This window comes from Thermodesulfobacteriota bacterium (assembly GCA_036482575.1).
Taxonomy (GTDB): Bacteria; Desulfobacterota; GWC2-55-46; order GWC2-55-46; family JAUVFY01; genus JAZGJJ01.
Genome location: JAZGJJ010000165.1, coordinates 1 through 2,543, shown reverse-complemented (window position 1 = coordinate 2,543; position 2,543 = coordinate 1). Strand labels below are relative to the sequence as shown.

Annotated in this window: 2 protein-coding genes; both read left to right on the top strand. The window is 60.2% G+C overall.

Going from position 1 to position 2,543, the window contains the following annotated elements; genetic code table 11:
• Positions 1–530: carbamoyl phosphate synthase large subunit (gene carB / locus V3W31_07235; protein MEE9614732.1), on the top strand; the 530-nt coding region annotated here is incomplete at its 5' end.
• A 58-nt stretch (positions 531–588) separates the two neighbouring features.
• Positions 589–2,543, top strand: a 1,955-nt coding sequence (locus V3W31_07230) for an ATP-dependent DNA helicase RecG (GenBank protein MEE9614731.1), incomplete at its 3' end; no start/stop codon positions are given.

Below are 2,543 nucleotides of genomic sequence, written 5' to 3'. Positions count from 1 at the left end.
TGGGCCCGGAGATGAAGTCCACCGGAGAGGTCATGGGCATAGGCGGTGAGTTCGGCACGGCGTTCGCCAAGGCGCAGATCGCCGCGGGCAACACGCTGCCGACGGAAGGCACAGTGTTCGTCAGCGTCAGGGACGAGGACAAGGACGCGGTCCTGCCCGTGGCGCGCGAGCTTCAGGAGTTGGGTTTCAAGATAATCGCCACCACCGGGACGAAGAACTTCCTCAACGGAAATGGCGTAAAGGCCGAGAGGGTACCCAAGGTCATCGAGGGGGAGAGGCCCAACATCGTGGACAGGATCAAGAGCGGCGAGGTCCACGCCGTTATAAACACCTCCTTCGGCGCCCAGAGTGTCGCGGACTCCTACTCCATACGGAGGTCTTCGGTGGAGCTCGCCGTCCCGTACTTCACTACCGTGGCCGGGGCCCGGGCCGCGGCCACGGGGATAAAAGCGATACTTAAAGAAAAACTCGACGTGAGCACCATACAGGAGTACCACGCCCTTATTCAGGCCAGCCCCATCCCGAGATAAGAACATATAATTCAACGTATTAAACGCTACAATTAACAAGCAACATAAGCTTACCCAGATGCCCGCCAACTCAAGAGAGCGCCTTTCCGGCATAATCGAATCCCTTAAGAAGCCGCTTACCTTTGCCGCCAGGGACGACTTCGCCCGGCTCGACACCGTGAAGGGAATAGGGCCGCTCGCCGATACCCTCTGCCGGGAAGCACTCTCTCTCGGCCTTCCCCCGGAGGCCGGAGAGAGCTTTACCGAGCTTAAGGGGACTTTCTCCGGTTTCGACTCCCTCGCCCCCGATACGAAGAAAGAGCGCATCCAAAAGGCCCTGGCCCTTATTGAGACCCTCAGAATTAAACCCGGCGGGGTTACACCCGGCGGGGTTACACCTAGCGGGGTTACGGCACCCGCTAAAGACACACCCCCTTACCCGGAGCTCTCTCCGGCCGAGACGGCCGGGAGGCTCAAAACCCTTAACTCCCCGGTCGAGGCCCTCAAGGGGGTCGGTGCCAAATTTGCAAAACGCTTGAATAAAAAGGGCTTCTCCTCGGTCGAAGACCTCCTGTACTTCCTCCCCATACGCTACGAGGACAGGAGCCGCATCAAAAAAATAGCCGCCCTTCAACCCGGCGCAAACGAGGTCGCCACAGGCGAGGTCATGGCCGCTGGAGAGGCGAGGTACGGAAGGAGAAAACTGTTCGAAGCAGTGCTCTCCGACGGCACGGGCCTACTGAAACTGAAATGGTTCAACTACCGGCTCCCCTACATGCGTGAGAGGTACTATCCGGGGAGAAGGCTTATGGTCTATGGGCAGGTCTCGGCCTTCGGCGCCCAGAAGGAGATAATCCACCCAGACGTCGAGTTCGTGGAAAAGGGGGAGGGGGGGGAGGCGGGGGAGGAGGACGCCAAAGAGTTCGAGGGGGTAGTGCCCGTCTACTCGCAGATCGATAACATGCACCAGAAGACCATAAGGAAACTTATGGGGGGCGCGGTCGAGACTTATGCCGGCTCGGCCGTCGGCGGGGTCCCGCGCGAGGTGGCGGAGAGGCACCGCCTTATGAGCCTCCCGGAGGCCTTTACCGAACTCCACGCCCCCAAAGGTCCGCCCGAGCTGCGGGATACGGCGAGGAAGAGCCTCGCCTTCGACGAGTTCTTCCTCCTGGAGCTTGGCCTTGCCCTTAAAAGAAAGACCATAAAGAAGGAAGGGGGAGTGGCCTTCAAGGGCGACTACGGGCTCGAGAAGAAGCTCAGGGAGCTACTACCCTTCTCCCTTACCAATGCGCAGGAGCGGGTCATTGAAGAAGTACGGCGCGACATGGCCGCCCCGCACCCGATGAACCGGCTCATACAGGGAGACGTCGGCTCGGGGAAGACCGTCGTCAGCTACATGGCGGTCTTGAATGCCGTTGAGAACGGATGGCAGGCCGCCATAATGGCCCCCACGGAAATTCTCGCGGAGCAGCACTTCCTTACCACCCGCGCTTTCTCCGAATCCCTCGGCGTACGCACGGCCTGCCTTACGGGCAACACCCCGGCCGCGCTCAAGAGAAAAACCCTCTCCGCCGTGAAAGAAGGAGAAGTAGATCTCTTAATCGGCACTCACGCGCTTATTCAAAAGGACGTCTGCTTTAAACGCCTCGGGCTTGCCGTCGTGGACGAGCAGCACCGCTTCGGCGTGGTGCAGAGGGCGGCCATAAAGAAGAAGGCGGGGGAGGGGGAAGGGGGGGAAGAAAAACTCTCGCCCGACATACTCGTCATGACGGCCACCCCCATACCGCGGACCCTTTCGATGACGGTCTACGGAGAGCTCGACGTGTCCATAATAGACGAGCTCCCGGCCGGGAGGAAACCGGTCACGACGAAACTCCTCCGCGAACGGGACAGGGAGAAGGCCTACGGCGTCGTACGCGACGAGGTTGCGAAGGGCGGCCAGGCATACATCGTCTACCCGCTCGTCGAGGAGAGCGAGGAGCTTAGCCTTAAGGACGCGACCAACATGAAGGACCACCTCGCGAAGGATATCTT